The organism is Gordonia sesuvii (assembly GCF_036350415.1).
Taxonomy (GTDB): domain Bacteria; phylum Actinomycetota; class Actinomycetes; order Mycobacteriales; family Mycobacteriaceae; genus Gordonia; species Gordonia sesuvii.
The window spans coordinates 50,554-72,437 of sequence record NZ_JAZDUF010000005.1 but is presented as its reverse complement, the minus strand read 5'-3'; the positions used below and the strand labels follow the sequence as shown (position 1 = coordinate 72,437).

At 66.2% G+C, this 21,884-nt stretch carries 21 protein-coding genes; 9 read left to right on the top strand and 12 right to left on the bottom strand.

The window, feature by feature from the left end:
• Window position 1: 1 nt before the first annotated feature.
• From VZC37_RS17120 to VZC37_RS17100, 5 genes are all read right to left on the bottom strand, one after another.
• Window positions 2–688 (bottom strand): monooxygenase, encoded by a 687-nt coding sequence (locus VZC37_RS17120; protein ID WP_330433938.1) that lies wholly within the window; start codon window positions 686–688, stop codon window positions 2–4.
• A gap of 28 nt (window positions 689–716) precedes the next feature.
• A complete protein-coding gene (locus VZC37_RS17115) occupies window positions 717–1,751 on the bottom strand; it encodes a polyprenyl synthetase family protein (protein WP_431309432.1) in 1,035 nt (344 codons plus the stop codon).
• 394 nt (window positions 1,752–2,145) lie between these two features.
• Complete coding sequence (locus VZC37_RS17110; protein WP_330433936.1) at window positions 2,146–3,432, bottom strand: competence/damage-inducible protein A; 1,287 nt, start codon at window positions 3,430–3,432, stop codon at window positions 2,146–2,148.
• Window positions 3,433–3,613: 181 nt separating this feature from the next.
• A complete protein-coding gene (locus tag VZC37_RS17105) occupies window positions 3,614–4,654 on the bottom strand; it encodes an NAD(P)-dependent alcohol dehydrogenase (RefSeq protein WP_330433935.1) in 1,041 nt (346 codons plus the stop codon).
• Between the two features lie 125 nt (window positions 4,655–4,779).
• The gene (locus VZC37_RS17100; protein WP_330433933.1) at window positions 4,780–5,370 is read right to left on the bottom strand and encodes a helix-turn-helix domain-containing protein; all 591 of its coding nucleotides are present in this window, start codon (window positions 5,368–5,370) and stop codon (window positions 4,780–4,782) included.
• Between the two features lie 183 nt (window positions 5,371–5,553).
• Here VZC37_RS17100 and VZC37_RS17095 point away from each other — a divergent pair, with 183 nt between their 5' ends.
• Genes VZC37_RS17095 through VZC37_RS17080 form a run of 4 tightly spaced genes read left to right on the top strand, consistent with a single transcriptional unit; the run spans window position 5,554 to window position 10,034 of the window.
• Window positions 5,554–6,978 (top strand): purine-cytosine permease family protein, encoded by a 1,425-nt coding sequence (locus tag VZC37_RS17095; RefSeq protein WP_330433931.1) that lies wholly within the window; start codon window positions 5,554–5,556, stop codon window positions 6,976–6,978.
• Window positions 6,975–7,940 carry an isopenicillin N synthase family dioxygenase gene (locus tag VZC37_RS17090; RefSeq protein WP_330433929.1) on the top strand — a complete coding sequence of 322 codons (966 nt, stop codon included), beginning with the start codon at window positions 6,975–6,977 and terminating at the stop codon, window positions 7,938–7,940. Before VZC37_RS17095 ends, VZC37_RS17090 begins: the two co-directional genes overlap by 4 nt.
• Window positions 7,940–8,986 (top strand): adenosine deaminase, encoded by a 1,047-nt coding sequence (gene add, locus VZC37_RS17085; RefSeq protein WP_330433928.1) that lies wholly within the window; start codon window positions 7,940–7,942, stop codon window positions 8,984–8,986. Before VZC37_RS17090 ends, add begins: the two co-directional genes overlap by 1 nt.
• 4 nt (window positions 8,987–8,990) lie before the next feature.
• Complete coding sequence (locus VZC37_RS17080) at window positions 8,991–10,034, top strand: isopenicillin N synthase family dioxygenase (protein ID WP_330433926.1); 1,044 nt, start codon at window positions 8,991–8,993, stop codon at window positions 10,032–10,034.
• Between the two features lie 22 nt (window positions 10,035–10,056).
• On the opposite strand, the gene VZC37_RS17075 is transcribed toward VZC37_RS17080, so the two are convergent.
• The 3 genes from VZC37_RS17075 to VZC37_RS17065 are packed head-to-tail and all read right to left on the bottom strand — an operon-like array spanning window position 10,057 to window position 12,653.
• Entirely contained in the window at window positions 10,057–10,467 is a 411-nt protein-coding gene (locus tag VZC37_RS17075; protein ID WP_330433924.1) for a globin domain-containing protein, read from the bottom strand.
• 15 nt (window positions 10,468–10,482) lie between these two features.
• Window positions 10,483–11,382, bottom strand: coding sequence for a cutinase family protein (locus VZC37_RS17070; protein ID WP_330434426.1), 900 nt, complete (start codon window positions 11,380–11,382; stop codon window positions 10,483–10,485).
• A gap of 47 nt (window positions 11,383–11,429) precedes the next feature.
• Window positions 11,430–12,653 carry an oxygenase MpaB family protein gene (locus tag VZC37_RS17065; protein WP_330433923.1) on the bottom strand — a complete coding sequence of 408 codons (1,224 nt, stop codon included), beginning with the start codon at window positions 12,651–12,653 and terminating at the stop codon, window positions 11,430–11,432.
• Between the two features lie 220 nt (window positions 12,654–12,873).
• Here VZC37_RS17065 and VZC37_RS17060 point away from each other — a divergent pair, with 220 nt between their 5' ends.
• The 4 genes from VZC37_RS17060 to VZC37_RS17045 all read left to right on the top strand — a co-directional run bounded on the left by VZC37_RS17060 (window position 12,874) and on the right by VZC37_RS17045 (window position 16,693).
• Window positions 12,874–13,569 carry a TetR/AcrR family transcriptional regulator gene (locus VZC37_RS17060; protein ID WP_330433921.1) on the top strand — a complete coding sequence of 232 codons (696 nt, stop codon included), beginning with the start codon at window positions 12,874–12,876 and terminating at the stop codon, window positions 13,567–13,569.
• Between the two features lie 74 nt (window positions 13,570–13,643).
• A complete protein-coding gene (locus VZC37_RS17055) occupies window positions 13,644–14,120 on the top strand; it encodes a glutathione peroxidase (protein ID WP_330433919.1) in 477 nt (158 codons plus the stop codon).
• 146 nt (window positions 14,121–14,266) lie between these two features.
• Window positions 14,267–15,454 (top strand): DUF1214 domain-containing protein, encoded by a 1,188-nt coding sequence (locus VZC37_RS17050; protein WP_330433917.1) that lies wholly within the window; start codon window positions 14,267–14,269, stop codon window positions 15,452–15,454.
• A 12-nt stretch (window positions 15,455–15,466) separates the two neighbouring features.
• A complete protein-coding gene (locus VZC37_RS17045; protein WP_330433915.1) occupies window positions 15,467–16,693 on the top strand; it encodes a sulfotransferase family protein in 1,227 nt (408 codons plus the stop codon).
• Window positions 16,694–16,709: 16 nt separating this feature from the next.
• Here the strand turns inward: VZC37_RS17045 and VZC37_RS17040 are convergent, their stop codons facing one another.
• Together VZC37_RS17040 and VZC37_RS17035 are read right to left on the bottom strand one after the other, a co-directional pair.
• Complete coding sequence (locus tag VZC37_RS17040; RefSeq protein ID WP_330433913.1) at window positions 16,710–17,579, bottom strand: SDR family NAD(P)-dependent oxidoreductase; 870 nt, start codon at window positions 17,577–17,579, stop codon at window positions 16,710–16,712.
• A 26-nt stretch (window positions 17,580–17,605) separates the two neighbouring features.
• Window positions 17,606–18,109 (bottom strand): methylated-DNA--[protein]-cysteine S-methyltransferase, encoded by a 504-nt coding sequence (locus tag VZC37_RS17035; RefSeq protein WP_330433911.1) that lies wholly within the window; start codon window positions 18,107–18,109, stop codon window positions 17,606–17,608.
• A gap of 106 nt (window positions 18,110–18,215) precedes the next feature.
• Between VZC37_RS17035 and VZC37_RS17030 the strand changes: the two genes are divergently transcribed.
• Window positions 18,216–19,466 carry an oxygenase MpaB family protein gene (locus tag VZC37_RS17030; protein ID WP_330433908.1) on the top strand — a complete coding sequence of 417 codons (1,251 nt, stop codon included), beginning with the start codon at window positions 18,216–18,218 and terminating at the stop codon, window positions 19,464–19,466.
• Between the two features lie 6 nt (window positions 19,467–19,472).
• On the opposite strand, the gene VZC37_RS17025 is transcribed toward VZC37_RS17030, so the two are convergent.
• Together VZC37_RS17025 and VZC37_RS17020 are read right to left on the bottom strand one after the other, a co-directional pair.
• Complete coding sequence (locus VZC37_RS17025) at window positions 19,473–21,011, bottom strand: MFS transporter (protein ID WP_488803386.1); 1,539 nt, start codon at window positions 21,009–21,011, stop codon at window positions 19,473–19,475.
• A gap of 206 nt (window positions 21,012–21,217) precedes the next feature.
• Window positions 21,218–21,682 (bottom strand): MarR family winged helix-turn-helix transcriptional regulator, encoded by a 465-nt coding sequence (locus tag VZC37_RS17020; protein ID WP_330433903.1) that lies wholly within the window; start codon window positions 21,680–21,682, stop codon window positions 21,218–21,220.
• Between the last annotated feature and the right edge of the window lie 202 nt (window positions 21,683–21,884).

The window sequence follows — 21,884 nt, the reverse complement described above, 5'->3', positions numbered from 1 at the left end:
TTCACGGGGTTCTCCCCAGATACCGGCCGGTCACGTCGGTGACGGCGAGGCGGGCGAACAGTTCCTCGGCGTACCAGCGGGCCGAGTCGGTGCGTCGTACCGCCGCCACATGCGCGGGTGAGCGGTACGCGAACTCGGTCAGACGATCGGCGGACTCCCAGAGAGAGAAGGTGCCCTGCAGGCCGATCGGCGCCTCCCCGATACCGAACGCAACCTGAAGCCCTGCCGCTCCGGACAATTCGCTCACCACCGGAGGGACCGCGCGCCAGAACGACATGGCCCGGGTCGGCCGTAGGCGAGCGCGGGTGATCGCGGCCACCTGGCCGTCCCACTGTGCTTCCGGGTACGACCCGAACGGGTCGACGCCGGCCCAGCGCCCACGAGAACGCAACGGCCGCATCCGCACTCGCAGTTCCTCCGTGCTGGCCGACATCCAGTCGCCGATCGCCGACGTGTAGCCCCCGGCAGTGGCTGCCGCGTCGTCCTCCCACACGGTCAGCAGAGCCCAATGGCGCAGATCGGCGTCACGTGGGGTGAACGTCCGCGCCGATCCGGTGCCGAGGAGTTTCGCGAACCGTAGGCCAGGAAGCCGGCCGATTCGTCGGCGGCCGAACGCCATCCGACCCAGAGCCGGACCGATCCGGTCGACACCCCACACGCGCAGCTCCACCACGGGGACCGACGTCACCGGGCCGGTGGGGCCTCGAGATCGGCTGTCAGGCCGCACGCCACACGCACCGTGCGACGAGGGAACCGAGAGCACTACGCGTGAGGTGGTCGACCGGCAATGCGTCGATGTGCGCGGCCGCTTCCTCGGCGAGGCGGCCGATCCGGCTCTCCACCGCGAGCACCGCGCCGGTGTCGTGCAGTACATCGCACACCGCGCGGACGCCGTCGTCTGTCACCTCCGGGTTGCCCAGATTGTCGGCCAGAATCCTTCGTTGGGTCGTGCTGGCCTGATTCTCGGCCAGCGCCACGAGCAACGTGCGCTTGCCTTCTCGGATGTCGTCGATGGCGGGTTTTCCGGTGACCGCCGGATCGCCGAGCACGCCGAGAACGTCATCGCGGAGTTGGAACGCCTCGCCGGCGGTCAGGCCGATCGCGTCGTACGCGGCGAGTAGGTCCGCGGGTGCCCCGCCCAGCGCACCACCGAGCCGCAGGGGATGGGAAATCGTGTACTTGGCGCTCTTGAATCGCAGCACGACGCGGGCACGCGCCGCCGACGTCGTCATGCGGGTCTGGCCGTCGACGTCCAGATACTGGCCGGCGATGGCTTCGTCGCGCATGGTCGACCAGATGCGGCGCACGACGTCGCGGGTCGGGCGCCCGAGCCCGGTGACGGCGTCGTGGAGAACGTCATCCGACCAGGTCAGACACAGGTCTCCGGCCAGTATCGCAACGGCGTCACCATAGGCGTCGGCGTCGCCGGTACGGCCGTCGCGACGGTGCTCGTCGGCGAAATGTCGATGCACTGTGGGCAGGCCGCGGCGGTGATCGCTGTGGTCCATCACGTCGTCGTGTACGAGGGCGGCGAGGTGGAACAGCTCGATGGCGGCGGCGGTCTCGATCGCGCCCGACGGGAGCTCGCCGTCGGCGGCCCCCCGCGCGCCCCAGAGGCAGAACGACGCCCGCAGACGTTTACCCCCTGATCCTGCCCGCGCGAGCGCGGACGCCAGCGCGGACAGATCGCCGTGCACTCCGGTCAGCACCGATGCGTGCTCGGCGACCTGCTCATGCAGGACACGCTCCACACACGCAACATCGCGTTCCCCGACGAACCGGACCTGCGGGCCCGGGTCAGGTGAGCGTGGTGCGTCGCACGGGACGGGTGTGGGCTCGGTGTGGGTGGGCGTCACACCGGTATTTCGGAGCCGACGCCGAGTCGGATGAGTCCGAATCGGAGGCGCCAGCCCCTTCCCGCTGATCGAGCACTCCGAGGCGCTAGCCCTTCCCGTTGATCGAGTAGTCCGAGGCGCCACTCCCTCCCGTTGATCGAGTAGTCCGAGGCGCCAGCCGAGGACGTATCGAGATCCGGTGACGCGATCTCGATACGGCGACTCGCTGCCGCTCGCCGCCCACTCGCTCACCGGGATGGGCGCGAGCTTGCGAGCGTCACCCGATCCCTGAGGAGCGAGCTTGCGAGCGTCACGAAGGGTCGCCCACCACCGCCACGAGGAAATGCATGGCCGCAACGGTCGACAACAACCGCACGTTCGCTCGATCCCCCGGGAAGTACCGCGTCCACGTCGACGTCGGTCGGCCCGCGACGGCGATCCCGAAGCACACCGTGCCCACCGGTTTCGCGTCGGAGCCGCCACCAGGTCCGGCAATTCCGGTGGTGGACACCGCGACATCGGCGCCGAGTCGGGCCACGGCACCTTCGGCCATCGCCGCCGCGACCTGTTCGCTGACCGCGCCGTGTGTGGCGATGAGTTCGGCAGGGACGTCGAGTTGGCCGGTCTTGGTTTCGTTCGCGTAAGCGACCACACCGCCGACCATGTACGCCGACGATCCCGCCCGGTCGGTGAGTCGGGCCGCGACCATTCCGCCGGTGCAGGATTCGGCGGTGGCGACGGTGCGTCCCGAGAGGGCGGACACCAGCTGATCGTCGATGGTGGAACCGTCGGTCGAGAAGATGTGGCGCTGATGACGATTGGCGATTGCCGTGGCCAGCGCGGCATAGGCGGACGAGGCGTCGTCGGGGAAACGGGTGACCATCTCGAGTTCGCCGTTGCGCAGGCACGTGGTGATCTCGAGGTCGTCGAAACCAGCCAGGTCGCGTTCGGCATCACGCAGTGTCTCGGCGAGGTCGGCCTCGGACAGTCCGTACGCGCGGATGATCTCCTGCCGGACATCGTCGCGCTCCGCCAATGCGTCGGTGACCTCGGCGGTGGCGATTGCGGTCGGCCACATCGCCTGCAGCTCGCGCGGCGGTCCGGGCAGCACCAGTATGGTTGGGCTACCGGATGCCACATCGGCCGGGATGACGACCCCGGGTGCGGTTCCGGTGGGTGGAATCGGTTGTGCACCTTCGGGAACGAGAGCCTGCTTACGAATGCCGGCGCGCAGTGGTCCCGGGTCCGGGTCGGCTTTGCGACGCTTCATCCACTGGCCGATGATGTCGGCGATGTGCGCCTCGAGGTCGGTATCGAGGTGCAGCGGGCGTCCGGTGAACTCGGCAACGGTGGCGACCGTCAGGTCGTCGGCCGTGGGTCCGAGTCCGCCGGTGGTGACGATGAGGTCGACGCCCTCGGCGGCGAGGAAGCGTAGTTGCGCCCGCAGGTCGTCGGGCCGATCGCCACACACGGTGATGTGTGCGACGCCGACCCCGAGTTCGAGCAGCCGGCCGGCCACCCATGGTCCGTTTCGGTCCGCAACTCGCCCGGTCAGCACTTCGGTGCCGGTGACCACGATGCCTGCGCGCGCACTCATCTGACCGAGTCTATCGACGGCGACGGCGGGCCGAGGCGACGTAGGGTCTCGATACGCCGGCTCGCAAGCTCGCGCGGCTACTCGACCAACGGTTTGGTTGCGTTCCGTCGGGCTTGCGCGGTGAGGGTCTCGATACGCCGGCTCGCGGGCTCGCGCGGCTACTCGACCGACGGTTGGGCGGCTACGGCACCACGACTGCTCGTCCGCGCAATTCGTTGGCGGCCAGCTTGCGGTAGGCTTCGACGCCGTCGTCAAGGCTGAACTTCTCCACGGCGACGTCGAGGACGCCGTCGCGCGCGAGGTTGATGACCTCGATCAGCTCGCTGCGTGAACCCCAGTACGGAGCCCGCACCGAGACCTCTTGCGGCTGGGCGAACATGCCTACCTTGGCGGCCGCCTCGCCGTCGCCGAGGCCCACGATGACGACGTCGCCCAGTGTCCCCACGACGCCCATCGCGATGTCGATGGTCGGCTGGAAGCCGACGAAATCGAACACCGCAGTGGCGCCGTCGTTTCCGGTGATCTCGCGGACATTGTCGATGGCGCCGTCGTTGCTCAGCACCACCTCGTCCGCGCCGACTTCCTTTGCGAACGCCAGCTTCTCCTCGGTGACGTCGAGCGCGATGATCCGGGACGGGGTCAGGCGCTTCAGCAGTTCGATGCCGATGTGCCCAAGACCGCCGGCGCCGATGACCACGGCCGTGGTGCCTCCGACGAGCTTCGGCAAGGACGGCTTGATTGCGTGATAGGGCGTGAGTCCGGCGTCGGTCAGCGGTGCGGCGCGAACCGGGTCCAGGTCGCCGATGGGGACGAGGTGCCGCGGGTCATCGACGATCATGAACTCCGCCATCGCGCCGTCGACACCCAGCCCAGGCGGGGTGATCTGCAGTTCCCGCGCACGACTGCAGTAGTTCTCCATTCCGCGCGAACAGAATTGGCACACACCACAACCCCATGGGCCATACACGGCGACGGCCGTCCCCTCGGAGATGCTGTCCACGCCACTACCGGTTTGCTCGACGACGCCGACGCCCTCGTGACCGAGAGTCATCGGGAGCGGGTACGGAAAATTGTCGGCGGGTGTGTTCAGCACGAAGTCATCGGAGTGGCATGCACCCGCCGCGGTGACTCTCAGCAACACCTGTCCTGGCCCCGGCGTCGGCTTGTCCACCTCGCGGAGCTCGGGCTCGGCACCCGGCTTGACGATCTGGATGGCCTTCATGCGATCACACCTCTCGGTTCGTCAGTAGGTCATCCCCCTCTCTCCGTCCTACGCTCATATGGCCGATCACGCATGTGTGGGTGGGCAATGCCACTCTTGCGACAGTGGCCGGCGAGGTGCGAGAACTACATCGCCGCCGAGTCCGCGATGATGAGCAGCGCCTCTGCGGGTCTGTTGTCCACCAGCAGCCATCGGTGCCGCAGTGGCGAGGGATGTGTGATGAGGTCGCCGGGACCGACGCGATAGGTGCCGGCGCCCTCGACGGTGATGTCGAGTTCGCCGTCCATCACGTAGAGCGCGAGGACGCCCGGGGTCTGGAACCACTCGCCGATGTACTGGTCCGGGGCGATCTTGTACTCGATGACCTGCAGCAGCGAGTGCGGATTCATGAGCAGCACGCGACCGAACGCCGCGTCGGCGCGGTCGGCCACCGGCAGCACGCGGCCTTCGCCGTTGCGCACGATCTCGACCTGACTGTCGGTGCTGGCCGGCAGCAGATCTCCGGGTGTCACATCGAGGGCTTCCGCCAACCGATAAACGGTGATCATCGACGGCATGTTCTGGCCGCGCTCTATCTGACTGAGGAAGGGCTGACTGATCCCGGCACGGGCCGCCACCTCGCGCATTGATAGCCCTGCCTTCTCGCGAATCGAGCGGATCGCAGTGCCGGCCCTCAGGGCCAACGCCTCTTCGTCCAGCGCCTGGGGCTCGGTCATCGGTCTCTCTCGGCGATCATCCAGGGACCGTTTACGGCCCGGAAACACAATTTCAATAACTCAGACATAAGTTATGCCCACTCTGATTGCTGTGAGTAATCAGTGTCTGGCTCTGGTGCCAAGCCTTAACCTCCGCGACAACAGGACACAACCATGACCACGATAAAGCAGGATCGGATTGGCGTGACTGATCATCGTCCGCGCATCGCCGTCGAGCGGCGTGGCATCGAACACATCCCGGAGTCCGAACGACATGGCAAGCCATGGCAGGTCGGGGCGATGTGGTCGGGCCTGATCCTCAATGTCCTGTCGGTCGTGTACGGGACCATCCTCGTCGCGCTTGGCCTGAACTGGTGGCAGGCGCTCGCCGCCATCGTGCTCGGCAACCTGACGTGGGTGCTCACTGGGCTGGTCTCGGTGGCCGGCGCCGCCGCCGGCACGACGACCTTCGGCGTGACGCAGCTGGTGTTCGGGCGTCTCGGTGTCCGTCCTGTCGCCTTCTTCAACTGGATCATGATGCTCGGCTACGAGGTCCTCGATCTCGTGGTGATGGTGCTGGCCGCGAGCGCCCTGCTGGAGATGGCCGGGGTCACGGTCTCCGATCCGATGCAACTCGGCCTCGTGGTGGGCCTGTCGGTCGCGCAGGCGATCTTGCCCCTGCTCGGCCACTCGGCGGTCACCAAGGTGCTCCGATTCCTCGTACTTCCTTTCGCGGCAATCTTTCTCATCATGGCGTGGCTCGTGGCCGACCAGGTCGACGCCGGTGTGAGCGAGCCCGGATCGTTGGCGATGTTCCTCGGCGGCGTGGCGCTCGTCGCCAGTTGCTCGGGCCTGGGCTGGGCATCGTCGTCTGCCGATTACTCGCGCTACCTCCCGGCCTCGACGAGCCGTCGCCGCATCGTCGGATCGGTGGCGATCGGCGGCGCGGTGCCGCAGATGCTGCTGATGACTCTCGGCGTGGCGATCGCAATGGCGATGCCCGACGCGACCGACCCGATCAGTGGGCTCGCGACGATCTTCCCGACCTGGCTGGTCGTGATCTACCTGCTGTTGGTGATCGTCCAGATGGTGTCGCTCAACGCAGTCGACCTGTACTCGTCGGGAGTCACGTTGCAGGCGATGGGAGTTCGGATACGGCGCTGGCAGGCGGTGATGCTCGACGGCATCATCTGCGGTGTCGTCGGCGCCATGGTGGTCTTCTCCGGGGACTTCTACACCTTCGTCAACAACTTCCTGTTGTTCATGATCGTCTGGTTCGCACCCTGGACGGGAGTGTTCGTGGCCGATCTGTGGCGTCGCCGCGCGCTCCACCGCGACACGCTCTACCCCGATGCGACCGCGCCGGTGCGTCGCGACTGGTCGAGTCCGGCCGTGACGGCACAGATTCTCGGCATGCTCGCGGCGGCTGCCTGCATCAACACCTCGATCTTCGTCGGGCCGGTGGCCTCCGGACTCGACGGTGCCGACCTCAGTGTGATCGTCGGTCTCGCCGTGGGCGCCACCACCTACCTGATCATGGCCGGCCGCAGTGCTGACAGCGGCTCGACGTCCAACCGCACCAACGACATGGTCGTCGTCGACGGCGATCGCGAAGGAGAGAAGGCATGAACGCACCCATTCCCCTGATTGATCTGTCCTTGTGGCAGAACGGTACTGCAACCCAACGCGGTGAACTTGCCGCCGCCGTGGACCACGCGCTCATCGAGAGCGGATTCCTCATGATCAGCGGTCACGGCGTGCCTGCCCAACTCCGCGCAGACCTGCGTGACGCGTCGCGGAAGTTCTTCACCCTCGACCCCGAGACGAAGGGGTGCTACACCACTTCGGTAGGCGGTCGAGGCTGGATACCGCCCGGCAAGGAGGCCAACGGGGCACTGCTCGGTGCGGACCTCCCGCCCGACCTCAAGGAGACATTCACCGCGGGCTACGAGCGCCACTCAGGAGATTCCGCCGTCGACGCGGAGTGGTTCGCGCCCAACGTATGGCCCTCCGAGGTCTATGAATTGCAGTCACTTTCGGTCACCTACACGGCAGCAATGCGTCGGTTCGCCGCCGACATCCTCGAATTGCTCGCCACCGCAGTCGGACTCGATCCGGCGTGGTTCACCGAGCGCTGTAGCGGATCACCCCACTCGTTCAACATCAATCGGTATCCGGCGCTGCACCTGACCGGACCGGTCGCGGAAGGACAGTACCGAATCGCGCCGCACACGGATTTCGGCACCATCACGATCCTCGATCGGGAGCCAGGGTTCGGTGGGCTCCAGGTGTGCACTCGCTCCGGCGAATGGATCGACGCGCCCGTGGTCCCGGACGCCTACACGATCAACATCGGCGACCTCATGGCCCGCTGGACCGGTGACCGCTGGACATCGACCCGCCATCGGGTACTGCCGCCGTCGCCGGAGGCCCCGGACGAGGAACTCATCTCACTGATCTTCTTCTACGAAGCCAACCTCGATCAGGTCATCGAATCCTTCCCGCCGCCCCTCGGTCGTGAGAACGACTATCGGCCGGTCACCGTCGCCGACTACCTCCGGTCGCGCTATCACGCGATCGCGGTGCCGTGATGGCCGAGTTGCTGACACGGACTCTGGCGCAATCGATTCCCAAGATCAGCCTGCACTGTCACCTGCTCGGATCGGTGCCTGCAGCAACCGCGGTCGAGCTCGCCAGGCGCAACGGCGTCGCGATTCCGGGAGACCCCGACGCCGATCGGATCTACGACAGTGCGGCCTACGAGGATCTGGGTCAGTTCCTGTCCGTCTACGATCTCGTCGGGCAATCGCTGCACACCCGCGACGACTTCCGCCGGGCGACGTACGAATCCCTGACGGTGTACGGAGCCGACCACAACGTCTGGTACCGAGAGATCTTCGTGACCCCACAGCCGAGTCCGTTGCCATATCCGGACGCGCTGGCCGGGATTCTGGATGGAATGCGAGATGCCCGGCACGACACTGGGATCGAGAGCAGGATCATCATGGCCGTCAACCGGGAGCACAGCGTGGCCGAGGCCGTCGAGTTCGTGGAGACGGTGATCGAGTACCGCACAGACGAGGTGATCGGTATCGGCCTCGACTACGAGGAGGTCAATGGCCCGCCGGCCCCCTTCGCCCCGGCGTTCGAGCTGGCGCGTCAAGCAGGGCTCCGACGGACCGCACATTCGGAAAGTGGTCCCCCATCCGCCATCGAGGTCATCCTCGACGAACTGCACTGCAGCCGTGTCGACCACGGCTATCACGTGGTGACCGACGAACGTATCGCCCGACGCTGTGCGGAGGAACGGGTGCCGTTCACCGCGACTCCGGTGAGTTCCGACATAGGTCGGTACAGCGGCTCCGGCGACGGCAGCCACCGTCGGATCCGCGAGATGGTGGACCTCGGTCTGCTCGTGTGCATCGACTCCGACGATCCTCCGATGTTCGGCACCGACCCGACCAACGACTATCACGCCGTCGGCAACGCCCTGGGATACGACCTCGAGCAGCTACTACAGTTCAGCCGCAACGCGATCGAGGCATGTTGGCTCGACGACGCCGACAAACAGAGACTGCGCGCCCGACTCGACGACTGGGTCGTCGGGTGCGCGAGCACCACGATGAAGGAACAATGACATCATGACCAGCCAGTTCGAAGTACCCGCGATCGACATCTCGCCATATGTCGCCGACGGTTCGCCCGAGGAGCGTCGCGCAGTGGCAGCAGCCGTCGACGATGCCTGCAGCCGTGTGGGTTTCATGCAGATCCTCGGCCACGGTATCGCCGATTCGGTCGGTGATGGACTCGCCAGTGCGATCGACGACTTCTTCGGTCTCACATTGGAGTCCAAGAAGACCTATTGCGTCGACGGGGCCAACCGTGGGTACAGCCCGCCGAAGAGCGAGTCGCTGAGCCTCAGCCTCGGCGTCGAATCGGCGACCCGGATGAACGACTTCTTCGAAGCCTTCAACGTCGGTGTCGAGGCGCGGTCGTTCACCGAGCTCGACCTCGACGAGGCCGACTACGGGATCAATGTCTGGCCCGACGATGTCGCGCAGTTCGAGTCCAGGGTCTCGGCCTACTTCGACGAGGCGAGCCGCGTGGCCCGAACGCTCACCTCGATCTTCGCCGACGCCCTGCACCTGCCGGCGGACTACTTCGATGCCCTCACCGGTCACTCCATCGACGTGCTGCGGATGAACAACTATGCGCTGCCGGAGGGCACCGTCACCCTCGACGGCGACCTGACGGGGATGGGTGAACACACCGACTTCGGGATCGTGACCGTCCTGTGGGCGGATCAGGTTGCCGGACTGCAGATCCTGGGGACCGACGGGCACTGGCACGACGTTTCGCCGATCGACGGCGCGTTGCTGGTGAACCTGGGTGACCTCACCGCCCGGATCACCAACGACCGCTGGATGTCGACCCTGCACCGTGTGAAGCCGCCGATCATCGACGGCACCATAGCGCGACGCCGCTCCGCGGCATTCTTCCACGACGGCAACGTCGATGCCGTGATCGAAACCGCAGCAGACTACCTCGGCAGCGACAACGGCCTGGCCTACGAGCCGATCACCGTGCGAGACCACATCGCCGCCAAACTGGCCGGGTCACGTCAAGGCAAGGCGAACGTCCATGCGGTGCGGGAGGCGGCGCGGGTGCTCGCGGCAAAAGGTTGAACTCCGGTCGACCTGGCCGCGATCAGCGCGGCACCCCATCGGGATACCCGGCGAGCATCAGTGACGACACCGCGGTGAGCGCCTCGGTCCACGCCGCACTCATCTCGGGTGTCCAGTCGTCACCCCCGATCTCGGCCATCGCGGCGATCATGCACTCGCCCACTGCGTCGTACATCGGCGGGGTCACGCCCATCTCGGAGTGGCGTCGACCCAATGACCCCAGGTTGGACGTGAGCCACTCGCCATCGTCGAGATTGTCGATGACCGACACGATGGCGGTGCGCAGCATCTCCGCCTGGAGCTTGGTGTCCCGGCGGAACATCGGTTGTACAGCCGGGTAGCGCTCGAACAGGATCTCGTAGAACCGCACTGTCAGGCCGTCGTCGGGCAGGTCGACCGCTGTCAGACTCCGCTCGAGCAGATGCTTGTCCATCTCGTACCTCTCAGGTCACTGGTGCTGCGTCGAGAGCCCGGCGAGGAACTGTTGCGCCCAGTCCACGGCGCTCACCCCGGGCTGCACTTCGAACGCGGCGTAGTTGGTGTGCACTCCGGACTGCAGGAAACGGTTGAAGACGATGATCTGTTGGCGTGCACGTTGATTGCTGACCTCCCGGCCGAGTGCGCCGATCCCGCCCTTGGCGAGGAGTTCGTCGAGGATCGCGCTGGCCTCGGCGTGATATTGGTGCATCTGGCTGGGATTGGGATCGCTGGTCTCGGCGAGGTAGCCGACGATCCTCGTTACGTAGGACTCGCGCGGGGTGTTGCAGTACAGGTCTCGCGGTGCGCAGATGCTGAAGGTCTTGTGGCTCAACCAGCCCATGCCGGTCAGCCGAGGGCCGCCGCTGCCCTGTCCATCCAGCTGGTAGCCGACGAGATTGTCTTTCCGTGATCGGCGCGGATCGGAGAGCAAGACCACTCCTGCCACCTGCTGCGGTCTGATCGCTGCCCGGCCGCTGCCGATCTCGGCGGCCACATCGCCTGCCGCATCCGCGCCCTGGCTGTAGCCGGTGAGGGCCAGTTGCGTGCGGGGGCACCGGCGGAGCATTGTCGTCGCCAGTCCCACCGTGTTCGCGACGGCCTGGGCCTTGGACTTGCCGTAGATGGCTTTCTCCCAGGGGAAGGCGGTTGCGGAGTAGCCGACGAAGTGGACCAGCGTCCGCGGCCCGAGGCCACTGGTCACCTCCCGGAGGATGCCCGGTTCAGCGATATCGGCCCATGTCCCCGGGATGGCGAGTACGTACAGCTCCGGACATTGAGTGCGGCTGAAGGTCGACGGTGACGCCGCCGCCGTGGCCGGGGTGACGAGCCCGGCCACGACGGCGATGAGCACCACGAACCACTTGCGCATGGTCATGCTCGATTCCCCGACATTCGTGTTGGCGCAAGTGCAGCGGATCAGTTGTAGCGCGGGTTGTTCAACACCGGGATGGTGATGTTGATCGGCATGCGCAGTTCTGACATGTAGAAGAGCACGAACTGCCGCAGGAACTCGTCGAACAACCAGTACGCCTCCTTCGGCATACCCAGGTCCAGCACCCCTTCGCGGACGATGACATAAGGGCCCCAGGCGGTTTCGAGCAGTGGACTCCACACCGGTTCCCGCGGGATCTGATACCAGTCGGCCATCTGGTCGCCCAGCATGAAGCGGGTGAGAGCGCCGAGCACCCCTCGTGACAGCAGACTGAGATCCAGGTTCATCCCCAGATCGAGGAGGGTGTCCGCGAGCTTCTTACCCTCGGGTGTGGGGGAGAGGATCGGGTCCAGAACCTGCTGGGCCTGGGCATCCGCCTGGCCCCACGTCGCGGGGATGTACTCGTCCTTCACACCCAGCATGTAGGCGCTGACCTGCCATGAGTGCAGGAAGCCCTCGGACTCGTCCGGTGCGATGCGGACGTTCCACTTGTTGAGCATCCGCATGACCGTGGTCGGCAGGCTGTGCCAGGTCACCATGATGTCGGCCTGGCTGATCGGCTTGCTCTCCTCCGCCGAGTGCGCCCACCAGGGCGACTGGGGTAGCAGATGCCGCACGGCGGCGTGTGCCAGACGCGTCTTGACACAGGTCACGATCATCTCGCCGTCGGGACGGTAGGCGTTGAGCGAACCGATGTCGTAGCCGAGCTTCGCGGTCTTGGTGATGCGGTCCTTCATGTCCGCACCGCCCTTGGAGTAATAGACGGCGCGGGCCTCGCGGGGGATGACCGTGCTCATCATGCCGCTGGCGAAGCCGTACAGCACGCCCAGATAGGTGCCGCGCTTCTGGTTGAACCGGACCGCGGTCTCCAGTTTGGAGCGGTCGGTCCACGGTGGCAGCTGGCGCGCGTACTCGATGAAGTCCCGCAGATCCTTGGGTAGCCCGGCCGGCAGCGGCTGACCGTTCTTGGTCCAACCGCGCAGCAGTTCGTTGACCCGCGGGACCTCGCCACGGTCGAGCAGCGACGCGACCACCGGATCGGCTTCCACGTCCCATACCTGGAGCGGGTTCGCGCCCGTGCCGCGTCCCGGCACCGATCCGGCCGGCGACCACGTCCACGGCGTCGCCTGCCCGACAGTCGCCAGCGCGCCCACCGCTCCGACGGTTCCGCTGGCCTTCAACAGATTCCGCCTGCTCACATTGTCCATCTTCTTCACTCCCGTCTATCGCCACCCGACTCGATGACGCGATGTAACAAAGGCTGTAACTCTGTTACATAGACTTAGCACAGTGTGACACCACTCACAAGCTGGGATTACGCCTGCTGGGCTCACTCTGGGGTGGACGGGTGGATGAGCTCACAAAAGGGTGGCGGCAACCGGTCTGTACTCGCGGTATGCTTCGCCCACGACCGGCGGAGGAGTACCAGTGAAACCAGGCCAAGCCGCCGCGACGCCGGATACGCAGTCGCCGGACTCGAGGTCCCAGTCCCTACTGCAGCGAGCGTACGTCGCGGTGGTCGGCGGCGACTTCGCCGAGACCGACGACCCGACCAGGACCAGGCTGCTCGACGCCGCGTTCGACCAGTTCTGCCGGATGGGCATCCAACGGTCCTCCATGGAGGAGGTCGCGCGACGCGCCGGTCTCTCGCGGATCACCATCTACCGCAAGTTCGACACCAAGGACGCGCTGGTCGAACAGGTGCTCCTGCGTGAATTCCGCCGCTACTTCCTCCGCTTCCTCGCCGACATCAGGGAAGCGGACACCGCCGCCGAACGCGTCGAGCTCGGATTCGTCAGCTCACTGCGGTCGATTCTCGGCAATCCGCTCATCGGCGGTCTCATCGAAACCGAACCGACATTGCTCGCCGGTTCGATCGGCGCCGACGACGGCAGGATGCTCGCCGCGGTCCGTCAGTTCGTCGCCGCCCAGCTCCGCAAGGAACAGATCGCGGGCAACATCGCGGCCGAACTCGACACCGAGCTGACCGCGGAGGTGATGGTCCGGGTGTCGAACTCGTTTCTCACCGTGCCCAGCCAACTCATCGACGTGCACGACGACGAACAACTCGCCGCGGTCGCGCGGCAGTACCTCGTCCCGATGCTCGAGCCGCACCCGACCTGACCTGTCGTGCACGCGTACGGATTTCGAAGTGAACAGCCGGCCTGACCCGGCCGGCGCTACAAGGGGGTATCAGAATGACCAACGCATATGACTTCACCGCGAACGACATCGACGGCAACCCGATACCGTTGTCCACCTACGCGGGTTTGCCGCTGCTGATCGTCAACACCGCATCGAAGTGTGGCTTCACCCCGCAGTATCAGGGTCTCGAGGCGCTGAGTCGCGAATACGGAGATCAGGGACTGCGCGTGCTCGGGTTTCCGTGCGACCAGTTCGCACACCAGGAACCCGGAAACGCCGACGAGATCAAGAACTTCTGCTCGCTGACCTACGACGTCACCTTCCCGATGTTCGCCAAGGTCGACGTCAACGGCCCCGATGCGCACCCGCTCTACGAATGGCTTCGCTCGCAGAAGCGGGGGCTGCTCGGTGGCCGGATTCAGTGGAACTTCACCAAATTCCTGATCGGCCGCGACGGTACCGTCGTCGACCGCTTCGCTCCGGCAACCAAGCCGGAGAAGCTGACCGGTGCCATCGGCAAGGTTCTCTGACGGCGACATGAAACGCTCAGGTTCCAACCAAGCGCGCAGTGTGCTACCTGCGCGGGTGGTTGGAACCTGAGCGTCCGTATTCGGCCGTCGCCGAAGGGCAGAACGTGTCAGGGTGATTCGAGGAAGCCAGGCACGGAAGGCGGGAGATGAACGGACGCACGATCGCGACAGCGGCATTGGGGCAGTTCAAGAAGGCGCGCGTCGCGTACCTCAAGATGCGCGGCCAGACTCCTGACAGCGTCGCCGAACAGCGCGTCGTGACCGGGGCGTCGTGGGAGGAGTTCTGCGACACCCTCAAGTCGGCGGGAGCCGCCGTCGTGTTCCCGGGCACACCCACCGACCCGCTCACCCAGGCGGAGGGCTATCGGTATCTGAGCAGGCTCACCCGAGCCGGGCTCGAGGCGTTCGTCGAGTACGCGGATCCGCGAGCGCCCGTGCTGCGGCGGATGATCCACGAGACCGCGAAGATGGGTTCGGACAACCCCGACAACCACTACATGAACGCGACCCTCGACGGTTCGCTGGAGTACCGCATCATCGGGACACGCGGCACCGTCGACTACCTCGGGTTCGGGACGCAGGAGGGCAACTACGGCGAGGGCGGGCAGATGCCGACCACCGGCTACGTCGAGGCCGCCGACCTCGAGATCGGACCTGACGGACGATTCGAGATCATCGTCAGCGCAACCGAACACGAAGGAAACTGGCTGCCGATGACGGCGGCGACCGGCCTGCTCATCGTCCGGCAGACCTTCGCCGATCGCACCAGTGAGGTGCCGGCGGATCTGCGAATCGAATTGCTCGACGGAGCCACGTCCCCGGAACCGTTGACGCCGGCCACGCTCGACGCCGGTCTCGGCAAGGCGAGCCTGCTCGTGGCGGGCGCGTCGATGCTGTTCGCGAAGTGGGCCCGCGACTTCCAGAAACACACGAACGAGCTACCCATGTTCGACCCGGAACGATCGACCAAGGCGGGCGGCGATCCGAACATCATCTATTACCACAGCTATTGGCGACTCGAACCCGACGAGGCCCTCGTGATCGAGAGCGAGATCCCCGATTGCGACGGATGGAACTTCCAGCTCGACAACCACTGGCTCGAGTCGCTGGACTACCGCTATCACACCGTGCACGTGAACAAGCACACCGCGACGTACCGATCCGACGGCAGTGTCCGGATCGTTGTCGCCCATGACGACCCAGGCCTGCCGAACTGGATCGACACAACGGGACACGGCTGCGGCGCGATGACGTTCCGCTGGATTCGCGCGGCAACCCACCCACAACCCACGACGCGGGTGGTCTCGACGGCCGAACTGCCGCAACTGATCTGACGGGTGTCGGATATGGCATCGTCCTTCGTCCCGTTCCAGCGGCGTCCGATCCGCGTGGTCAATCGGATCGGGGAGGTGCTGGACTCGCGCGGTATCCGTAAGATCGATCTGTCCGCCGACACCCTGCGTCGCCGGGCGGAGAAGGCCACCGGGTTGGTGTGGGCCGCTGACCCGCTCACCGACGAAGCCCTTGATGTGCTGTGCACCTCGATCGTCGACGAGGCGCAGCTGTCGACGTTCGGATCCCTCGTCATCCGCGCGCGGATGCACGGCATTCTCACCACCCGTCTGCGGGTCGCGGAGCTCATGCGGCGCCGTCCCGACATCGCCGACATCGAGATCACACCACCGATCGTCATCGCCGGTCTGCAACGTAGCGGCACGACGATGCTGCACCGACTCATCGGCGCCGACCCGCGGATGCGCTCCGTCGGCTCCTGGGAAGTCATCCATGTGCTGCCGGGAAAACGTGAACGACCGGGCCGCCCGACGGTTCGCGTCGCGCAGACCAAGATGGCCGAACTCGCGCTGCGCTACCTGAACCCACAGTTCTTCGCGATCCACGCGGTCGAGGCCGACGGTCCTGAGGAAGATGTGCTCCTGCAGGAGTATTCATTGCTGTCCCAGGTGCCGGAGGCGATGCTCGACGTGCCCGAGTACGCGGCGTGGTTGCAGGGGCAGGACATGCTCGGTTCGTACCGGTACCTGAAGACGTTGCTGCAGATCTTGCACGACCAGAATCCGAGACCACACTGGGTGCTCAAGACGCCCGCGCATCTCGAACACCTCGACTCGCTGCTCGAGGTGTTTCCGGATGCGGTGATCGTGCAGACCCACCGCGACCCGGTGCGCACCACGGCGTCGTTCTCCAGCATGCTGGCGCATGGACACTCGATGTTCAGTGATCATGTCGACGCGGAAGCTGTTGCACGACACTGGCTGCGACGCAATGCGGCGATGGTCGATCGGGCACTCGATGTCCGCGAGCAGCGGCCGGACGCGTTCGTCGACGTGCGATACGACGACCTCGTCGACGACCCGATCGGCGAGGTCAGACGGATCTACGAGGCGGTCGGCCTAGACCTCACCGACGACATCCGCGCGCAGATGGACGCGCACCGCGCCGGTCACGCCCAGCACGCCCACGGGGTGCACACCTATTCGCTCGACGACTTCGGCCTGACCGAAGCAGAGGTGAGCACCGCGTACGCACGCTATCGTGCGGCCTTCGAACTGTGAGATGCCCGCGCCGGCCTCACACCGGCCAAGCGGTCCCCGTCAGCATCTCGGCCCTCGACCACAGTCGGCCGGCCACTCCGAAATCGCATGCCGCCGTGGACCGCCCGAACAGGACCGGTTGACCGCGCAACGCCCAGATCCCGTCCACGCCGACATAGCTGCCGGGCGGGATGGGCTCGGTCAGACAGTACAGGGTGGTCTGTGCGCCGGCGTCGATGTCGTTGGCGAATCGCGAGGCGGCGCCTTGGACCAGCTTATGCGCGATGCCCAGGCGTGGCTTGTTGGAGATGTTCGAGGCGACCCATCCCGGCGTCGTCATCATCGCGGTCACCGGTGAGCCCACCGCGCGCAGCCGTCGATCGAGTTCGAGCCCCCACAGCATGACCGCCAGTTTCGAGCGCGCGTACGCGCGTGGTGGACTCCATCGAGCCTGCTCGAGATCCAGGTCGTCGGGATCGAGCGCCTTGGCGCCGCGATGGGCGTCGGAGGCCACCATCACGATCTGCCGTTCGACCCGGGGCAGCAACAGATTCGTCAGCGCGAACGGTCCGAGGAAGTTGGTGCCGATCCCCAACTCGAATCCGTCGGCGGTACGCCGATGCTGATGGGGGAACACGCCGGCGTTGTTGATCAGATAGTCGATCGGGCCGTCGAGGAGCTCGGCGAAGCGGCGTACGGACGCAAGGTCCGCGAGGTCGAGCGGCAGCACCTCACAGTCGCCGCCGAACTCGCGCGCTCGGCGGGCGCCGAGGTCGGTGTCGCGGACGGCCAGCACCACACGCAGTCCCGCATGCGCGAGTCGGCGAGCGGTGGCCAGGCCGAGCCCGTTGGTTGCGCCGGTGACGACGGCGCGACGTCCGGCAAGGTCGGTCAATCGGTCGTCCATGCCACGAGGGTAGGGGAGCGGTTCGATCAGAACAGGCGCGCCGCACGACGCTCGGGCGGCTCCTCGAGGTCCAGGAGAAGTCGTTTACGCTGCAGACCGCCGCCGAACCCGGTGAGTGAACCGTCCGCCCCGATCACGCGATGGCACGGGATGAACACGCCGATCGGGTTCTGGCCGACCGCTCTCCCGACGCGCCGTGCGAGCGCGGGACCACCCAGTGCAGTCGCGAGTTGTCCGTAGCTGACGGTCTGGCCGAACGGGATGTCGCGCAGTGCGGTCCATACCCGTTGCTGGAACTCGTCGCCCTCGGTGCGTAACGGCACGTCGAACATCGTGCGCCTGCCGTCGAGGTACTCGCGGAGCTGCGTCGCGGCGGGCCCCAGCGCATCGTCGTCCATGGGCTCGACCACGTCGCCGGACGACGACGTGTCGGCCGGCGGAAATCGGCACCCGACCAGGTCGTTCCCCTCGGCGACCAAAGTCATGTCGCCGAGGGATGTCGGGATGATCGCGTGACGTCGACCGGTCATCGCCCACTCCTCGTTCGGTCCGTGACCCACGGTACGACGCTGCCCCGACAGTTCCGACACGAGTTCGTCATTGATCCGCAGTGAGACGAATAGATAGAATCGTCTCATGTCAGCGACGACCGAGATCTCCGCTCATACGCCCGCGCCCGCGCCGCCGCGCCGCCATCGATCGGCCGACGCGCGCGGACGGCGGATCGGACGACTGCTGAAGATGTACTGGGGACTGTCCGAGCCGACCGCCGCCGACTTCGAACTCCTCGGCCGACGGCTGATGATGCGGGACGAACCCGCGGCCGCGCTGGTGGCCGCGATGAGACTGCCGAAGGATGATCCGGACCGGGTGACCATGGGCCAGTTCCACGAGGCGCTCGACACCGGGATCTCCGACCAGAGCCCACCCGCGTTGCGCACCTTCTTCGCACTGATCGAGGAGACGCCATCGTGGGTCGATGCCGATCTGTGTGAGCACGGCGCGACCGTCTTCCGTCGTTTCGGTCAGAACGCGAACGACGTGCTGCTCCAGCTGTCGCTGATCGGTGGCTATCGGTTCGGTGGGCCGGTGGATCTGCTCGCGGAGACGGGTGGTCTGTCCGGGGGCACCACCAAGCGCAGGCTCGGCGAAACACAGACCTGGGCCATCGCGGTCGGCCGGCCCGGCGGAATGGCCCGTCACGCCGAGGGCTGGAAACTCAGCGTGCACGTCCGGCTCATGCATGCCCTGGTCAACGAGGCCTTCGAACGCAACGGCCGGTGGGACAGCTCCGAGTGGGGGCTGCCGATCAACCAGACCGACCTCGCATCCACCCTCAACCTGTTCAGTGGCGCACTGATGATGGGGGTGCGTGCCCTCGGTGTCCCCATCAGCAAGGACGACTCACGGGCGTTGATGCACCTGTGGAAGTACGTCGGCTGGCTCATGGGTGTCGACGACGACTGGCTCTTCGATCACGAGCGCGATCAGCATCAACTGAGTTACGCGATCCTGTTGTCGCAGACGGACGTGACCGATGCCGGTGCGCAGCTGGCCGGTGCGCTCGTCGACGTACAGGACGATCTGCACTACCGGCTCGCACACGGTCCGGCCTCGCGCTACACCCGCGAACGCTTGCTGAGCATGCTCGAGGGCTTCCTCGGCGTGCACGGAATGCGGGATCTGCAACTCCCGCAACGCCCCCCGTGGGCATTCGGGTTGGCCTGGGTCCGCAACACGATCAGCTACCAGGTCATCGGTCGCACCCCGATCGGTGGCCGCTACCTCGAATGGCGGGGGCGCGTGGCACGGGATCGCGCCATCTACCGGCACTTCGGCGCCGACGGTGCGGACATCGGCGCGCTGCCGGTCGGCAAGCACGGCTGAACGCGATCAGACCGCGTCGTCGCGCTGCGACTCCATCCACCTCTGCTGATCCGGGCTGACGGTGTTCAGGGCGACCTCCCTGATGAACGCGATCGCGATCAAGCTCAGGGCTGCCATTGCCGCGGCGATCAGGAAGATCCGTGCGGTGCCGTCGCCGTAGGCGCCACGCACGATGTCGGCGATCGGAGCGGGCAGTTCGTTGAGGTTGGACAGGCCCGCGGCGGTACCGCCGGTCTGTGCCGCTCCGATGCCGATCGCGTCGAGTCCGCGGGCGATCAGATCCGCCACGTGATTGGACAGCACCGCGCCCAACACGGAGACGCCGGCCGCGCCGCCGAGCGAGCGGAAGAACGACACCGTCGCGGTCGCGGCACCGAGGTCGTCGGGCCGCACGTTGTTCTGTACCGCGAGCACGAGGTTCTGCATCGACATCCCCATGCCGACACCGAGGACGAACAGGTATGCGCCCACCAGAACCATGTTCGTGTGCCCGTCGATGGTCGACAGGAGTCCGAAGCCGACCGTCATGAGCGCAGCGCCGGAGACCAGGTAGATCTTCCACCGGCCGAAGCGGGTGATGAGATTGCCCGACACTGTGGCCGACAGCATCGACCCGATCACCATCGGCAGTGTCAGCAGGCCGGCCGCAGTGGGTGAGAAACCGCGGGCGATCTGGAAGTACTGGCCGAGGAACACCGCGCCACCGAACAGCCCGACACCCACCGCGATGCTCGCGAAAGTCGCCAGGGCGGTGGTGCGGTCACGGAAGAGGCGGAGCGGGATGATCGGGTCGGGCACTCGGGACTCGACGACCACAGCGCCGACCAGAAGCACGACACCGAGGGCGACGAGTCCGTATGACAGCCCGGACGACCAGTCGAAACTCTTGCCGGCCAGGGTCACCCAGATGAGCAGGGTGCTGACTCCGGCGGCGATGAGCGCAGCTCCGGCATAGTCGATCGTCACGTCCTTGCGGACGACCGGCAGGTTGAGGGTGCGCTGGATGACCACCAGGGCGATCACCGCGAGTGGGACGCAGACGTAGAAGGTCCATCGCCAACCCAGCCAACTCGTGTCGACGATGACACCGCCGATCAGTGGGCCCGCCACGGTCGCGATCGACATGACCGCGGCGATGGGCCCCTGATAGCGGCCGCGTTCGCGCGGGCTGAACATCGAGGCGATGACGATGACGACCAGCGCCTGCAGGCCGCCGAGGCCGAGTCCCTGGATCGCGCGGAACCCGATCAACATGCCGACGCTCTGGGACAGTCCGGCGAGGATCGAACCGACCGTGAACAACGTCAGCGACACCTGGACCAGCAGCTTTTTGCTCACGAGGTCCGACATCTTGCCCCAGATGGGTGTGGTGGCCGTCGCCGCGAGCAGCGTGGCCGTCACCACCCACGTGTATTGGTCCTGCGTGCCGTGCAGGTCGGTGATGATGACCGGTAGCGCGTTGGACACGATCGTCGACGACAGGAATGCGACGAACATGCCGAGCAACAGGCCGACCAGAGCCTCGATGCGCTGGCGATGCGTCATCGGGGCCGATGTCGCCGTCGACAAGTCGGTGGACGGCGATACCGACGCGCTCATACGACAACCTCCTCGGGTTCAGACGCCACTCACGGTCATCCCGGTCGGGGTGATGCAGGTGCCCGGCAACATGCGGGCAGGGGCGCGGAAACGCGACACACAACAATTAGTTGAATGACGCAACTATAGGGTCGGCAGTTGTAACGCTGCAACTACCGCTGCGTATTCCGCTCATCGTCGGTCATGTCCGCGGTGTCGTCGCCGAGCCGTCGCAGGAGGTCGGCGAGGCGTCGGACATCGTCCGGATCCCATCGGGAAAGACGCTCCCGCCACAAAGCGGCAGCGGTGGTCGCGACCGCCTCGAGCCGGGCTCGCCCCTCATCGGTCAGCGCCACGAGACGTGCACGTGCATCGTCCGGGTCCGGGTGTCGTTCAACCAGCCGTAGACGGACCACCGAGTCGATCTGTCGGGTCAATGTCGACTTCTCCAGGCCGAGGTCGGTGAGCAGATCCGACATACGGACCGCGTCATGCCGGGACAGCAGGATGAGAAGCGGGTAGCAGGTGGGGTCGAGACGGGGATGGATCGCGCGGGACCGCTCGCGCATCTGGACGCGGCCGCGGCGCCAGATGTCGGTGAGCTCGGCCTCGAGGTCGGTGATCGGATCCGATCCCATCGTCGCTGCGGTCCCTTCCCCCGGGTGGCGTTCGCCGTCGCCGACGGTGAACCCTCACAGACTACCGGGGATGTTCGGGATTCCGGTCGGCCCTCGAATCCGGCAATTCGGACCACTTGGCCGACACGGTCTCTCGTCCCCGGACGATCGCCTGCGGATATCGCGACCCGATCCTAGAGTTGTCGGAAGTCCATAACTGGAG